Origin of the sequence: Proteiniphilum sp. UBA1028 (genome assembly GCF_002316955.1) — a bacterium.
In the GTDB taxonomy this organism is placed as follows: domain Bacteria; phylum Bacteroidota; class Bacteroidia; order Bacteroidales; family Dysgonomonadaceae; genus Proteiniphilum.
This window is the reverse complement of sequence record NZ_DCEN01000081.1, coordinates 1-4,921: the sequence shown is the minus strand read 5'-3', so window position 1 is coordinate 4,921 and position 4,921 is coordinate 1. Positions and strand designations below refer to the sequence as shown.

Annotated in this window: 3 protein-coding genes; all 3 read left to right on the top strand. The window is 42.5% G+C overall.

Annotation, left to right across the window (positions count from 1 at the left end):
* The coding region (locus B3Z75_RS13235; protein WP_286845727.1) for a beta-galactosidase domain 4-containing protein at positions 1-1,511 on the top strand (1,511 nt) is incomplete at its 5' end.
* Between the two features lie 310 nt (positions 1,512-1,821).
* Positions 1,822-2,976 carry a sialidase family protein gene (locus B3Z75_RS13230; RefSeq protein ID WP_238865699.1) on the top strand — a complete coding sequence of 385 codons (1,155 nt, stop codon included), beginning with the start codon at positions 1,822-1,824 and terminating at the stop codon, positions 2,974-2,976.
* Between the two features lie 101 nt (positions 2,977-3,077).
* A complete protein-coding gene (locus B3Z75_RS13225) occupies positions 3,078-4,658 on the top strand; it encodes an SUMF1/EgtB/PvdO family nonheme iron enzyme (RefSeq protein ID WP_238865700.1) in 1,581 nt (526 codons plus the stop codon).
* Positions 4,659-4,921: the final 263 nt, after the last annotated feature.

Here is a 4,921-nt window from a genome sequence, read left to right as displayed (position 1 = left end):
AATACTGGGACATAATCCGGAAGTACCCGCTGCTACAGGGGGGCTTTATTTGGGACTGGGTGGACCAGGGATTGGTGAAGAGCGATGAGAAGGGAAACCGTTTCTGGGCCTACGGTGGCGACTACGGACCGACAGGTACTCCAACTTCCGGCGACTTTTGTATCAATGGTGTGGTATTCCCAGACCGGAGCGTGAAACCGCATACCGAAGAGATGCGCAAGGTATATCAAAATGTTTGGTTTCGGAATTTCAACCCGGAGGATGGGTCGGCAGAGCTCTACAACGAGCATTTCTTCAAGGACATCAGCAGGTACAACGTTACGTATAGCATCAAGGCTGAAGGGCGGGAGCTGTCAAAAGGACCGCTAAATGTGAATGCAGATCCCCAGGAGGCCATAAAAGTGAATATACCCGGATGGTCCCGCTACGCAAACAGAAATGATCAACTGACCATTACCTTCACAGTAACACAGAAGGAGGAGGAACGGCTTATCCCCGCCGGCTGGGTGGTGGCACGTGACCAGTTTACCGTCAATCACCTTTCTGATTTAGTTACTGGTAAAGAGAAAGCTGCTAAAGTAGAAGAGGACGAAACATCGGTTATCGTGAGCGGAGGTCGTTTCAAGGCTGTATTCAACAGGGAAAGCGGTCTGCTAACCTCCTACAGGGTGGATGGAACAGAATATATAGAAAACGGTGCGGGACCCCGTCCGTTCTTCTGGCGGGCACCTATCGATAACGATTACGGAGCTAGGCTGCCTCAGCGGCTTTCGGCGTGGAGAGAGGCTAGCTACCTGGAACTAAAGGCAGAAAACCTTAGGATAGCGACAGGTGATGAAACCACTCTCACCTATAGTTATAATTACCCCGAAGCTGGAGCCAGTAACGAAGTTACTTATACTATCTACAATAACGGAGCAATGCATATATCCAACACATTCAATGCTACTGCATCTAAGGCAGAGCTGATACCACGCATTGGCATGAGAATGCAGCTTAGCGGAGAGCTGGTGCAAGCGGATTATTACGGAAGGGGCCCCTGGGAAAACTATGCCGATAGAAAAAGTTCTGCTTTTGTGGACCTATACTCATCTCCGATAAGTGAGATGGTCACACGTTATGTGCTTCCACAGGAAAACGGACATCATACCGATACCCGCTGGCTGGCACTTACCCAAAAGTCGGGCGCCGGACTTCTCTTTGTTGCGGATAGCCTTTTCGAGTTCAACGTGTCTAACTATCTTCTTGAGACCATAACTAACGGAGAATCGCTCAACAACGATGCCCCGGTAGGAACCGTCGATCGAAACAAGCATATAAGCGACTACCGCCCATCGGATGTGGTGGACCTCTTTATCGATCACCGCATGCAGGGTGTGGGAGGGAACAACAGCTGGGGTAAGCTTCCGCTGGAAGAATACCTGATTCGTCCCGGAGAGGGCAAGGTTACCTACGGGTTTACCCTTATCCCCATCAGGAACAGGAAAGAGGTTGAACGCCATTTCCGGTAGTGGACTTCCTCCCGGCAGCTTTTTTCCAACCTGTTGGTGGTCATAATTCAGAGTCCGCTGAGTTTATCATGCCACCCATGCGTTCAGGTAGTGGTAGTTTACTTAATTAGTTTAATATAATAGGGGGCTGTTGACTTTTTGTTGGCAACCCCTTTACTATTTTCCTGTTTTGCATGTACCTGCTTCACGCTATGAATGATAAAATTATTAGCTGTTAAAAACCATGCCGGTTATACACTTTCAGCGACATTATCATATGCGAAAGATGAATTAATGTTATTAGACTAAACTAAAATAAAAATGAGATCAAATGAAAACAAAATCAATTAATTTTCAATTTGGTGTTTATAATATATCTATTATAACTCTGTTACTTACGATGTTTTCATGTCTGCCATGGAGAAGCAAGAAGAGTGTTGATTACGTTTCCCCGCAAACCGTTTTTAAAATCAATTCTTCTGAAAATAATCCTCGCAACAGTGAAGGTGATTTTATAAATCTTAAAGATGGAAGAATTCTATTTGTGTACAGCCATTATTATGGAACTTCTTCCAGCGATCACGCCACTGCTTATCTTGCAGGACGATATTCCGATGATGGGGGGCAAACATGGAGCGATAATGATGAGATAATTGTAGAAAATGAGGGGGGCATGAATGTGATGTCAGTCTCCCTGCTTCGTTTGCATAATGGAGATATAGCCTTGTTTTATTTAAGAAAAAATTCAACTGAAGATTGTATTCCGATGATGCGTATTTCTAAAGACGAAGCAAAATCGTGGAGCGAAGCAATCCGTTGTATTACTGATAAACAAGGCTATTTTGTGCTAAATAATGATAGAGTTATTCAACTTAAAGATGATAGGTTATTAATGTCAGTGGCCTTACATCAATTAAGAGGCGGCAAATGGTCAAATAAAGCCGATTTATTCTGTTATTACTCAGATGATAATGGCTTGACATGGTATTCAAGTTCACAAGTGCCGGATAATACTGATATTATTACTCAGGAGCCAGGGCTGGTTGAGATGAGGGATGGCCGTGTAATGATGTATATTCGCTCAAGCGGAGGATACCAGCAAATGTCATTTTCTTCCGATAGGGGAGAGACATGGAGCCATATTGAGGCTAGTAATATCCCGTCTCCATTATCACCTGCCTCAATTGAAAAAATACCAGGTTCAAATGATTGGCTTCTTGTGTGGAATAATAACGACGGGACGGATCCTGTTATTAAAAATAAAAGGACACCTTTAACTGTAGCGATTTCAAAAAATGAAGGGAAAACATGGGAAAATATCAAAAACATTCAGGACGATCCGGATGGATTTTATTGCTATATTGCAATTCATTTTGTAGACAAAAATAATATTTTACTTGGTTACTCTGATGGGAATCAATCTAAAAAAACACTTTTGTCTGTTATTGATATTACTCTTCTAAATAAGCAATGGCTTTATAAATGAAAATATTTTTCACGATAAGATAAAAATGAGTACTTTTATAGGCGATTAACTCTTTCTTATAGATGAAAGTTATAATTTAATATTTCTTATCAAAAACAACAATGTCGAGAGTTTCAAGAAGGAACACTAAGCCAAAAAAGAAATTTCACAATCGTAAAGGATTTTTCCTTATAACAGGAATTATAATTGGAATTGTATTTGTAGGAGCTTTGTATCAGACCTCGGTCTATTTTTCGACCAATGAATCGTGTATGATGTGTCATGTGCATCCTCATGTAGAAGATAGCTGGAAGCTGTCTACACATGTGAACAACGGTAGTGGAGTAATGGTAAACTGTGTGGATTGCCACCTTCCTCCTACAGACAACACATGGGAGCACTATAGCGCAAAAGCAGCACTTGGAATGCGCGACCTGTGGGGCTATCTAACCAAAGATACTGCCGATTTCGACTGGGATAAAAAATCAGAATTGGAATACGCTGTCAAATATATACCAAACAAATCATGTGTTAAGTGTCATCAAAATCTTTTTCCGGAGGGAATTACCGATGATGGTATCACAGCACATCTATATTATGAGGAGAATGCGGAAAAACTTGACCTCCAATGTATAAGCTGCCATCTCGATGCAGGGCATTATAATCCTAACTACGCACATGGACAGATGACAGGAATTCCTGGTGTAACAGGTTCAATGGCAGCTGACAGCAGCCTGTTTTATAAGGAATCGACTCAGGTAACTGCCTTTGCCAATTATACTGAGCAGATTCCCGGAACAGTTGTTTCATTCAACATGATTGCTGTTGACGGTGGAACATTTTTAATGGGGAGCCCGGAAAAAGAGCATTTCCGCAACCCGGATGAATCGCCACAGCATGAGGTTTCCGTGAGCCCTTTCTTTATGGCTGAAGTGGAAACTACATGGGATCAATTTTGGGCATTTTACGCTGAGACAATAAGTGAAGGGCGCACTCCCCCTGAAGTTGTTTATGAAAACAACTTGAATGCAGAAGAGGTTGATGCCATCTCCGGGCCAACACCTCCTTTTGGCTATCCGGACCAAGGTTGGGGGCAGGGCGACCGTCCCGCTATCACGATGACACATTACGCAGCTGAAACATTCTGTCAATGGTTATCAAAAAAAACAGGTAAGAATTACCGCCTGCCAACTGAAGCGGAATGGGAGTATGCTGCCAGGGGGGGTAAAAAAACAGCCTATTTCTTCCAAGGAAGTCCGAAGGATTTTTCCGACCGGGGCTTTATGAGGAATATTTTCAAACCTAAAACCGACAGCATCAGTGCTTATGTGGTGTATAATAAAAATAGCGATGGTAGAACACAACTGCCATTGGCTGTATTGCCGAATCAATATGGATTGAAGAATATGTTGGGTAATGTGATGGAATATACATCCGACAAATACGATCCGGAAGCTTATGGCAAACGTTCGGGAGTTACCGTAAATCCACGAGTGACTGAAGGTGAAGAGTGGGTGGTAAGAGGCGGATCATACAATTCCGATGCAGCTGATGTGCGCTGTGCAAGCCGTAGTCACACACAACATGACGCCTGGCTGAAGACAGACCCGCAGCAACCAAAGAGTATCTGGTGGTATTCTGATATTAAAGGAATCGGGTTCAGGGTAGTATGTGAACCAGATTCATCAATGAACCTGAACTAATTGACCGCTCAGTCAAGTTCGCTTAATTGATTCAAATATATGAGTCCGTTCGTAAAACCCGAAATGTTAAAATCGTTATTTACAATGCATTGAATGCCAATATCTGTTTTGGCCCGATTGTAATGTTAGGGATTTTCATGTGGACTCAAATATCAAATATATAGTTTCGGAACAGATTGTAATTGCCGGAATAATGTTTTGGAAAAGAGAGATAAAGATACTGTACAATCTAAATAAATCAATTAAAAATGAAAAAAGAGGAT

Excerpts from the sequence above, each read along its gene's own strand:
- B3Z75_RS13230 (WP_238865699.1), top strand. The coding sequence starts at position 1,822 with ATGAAAACAAAATCAATTAATTTTCAATTTGGTGTTTATAATATATCT.
- B3Z75_RS13225 (WP_238865700.1), top strand. The coding sequence starts at position 3,078 with ATGTCGAGAGTTTCAAGAAGGAACACTAAGCCAAAAAAGAAATTTCAC.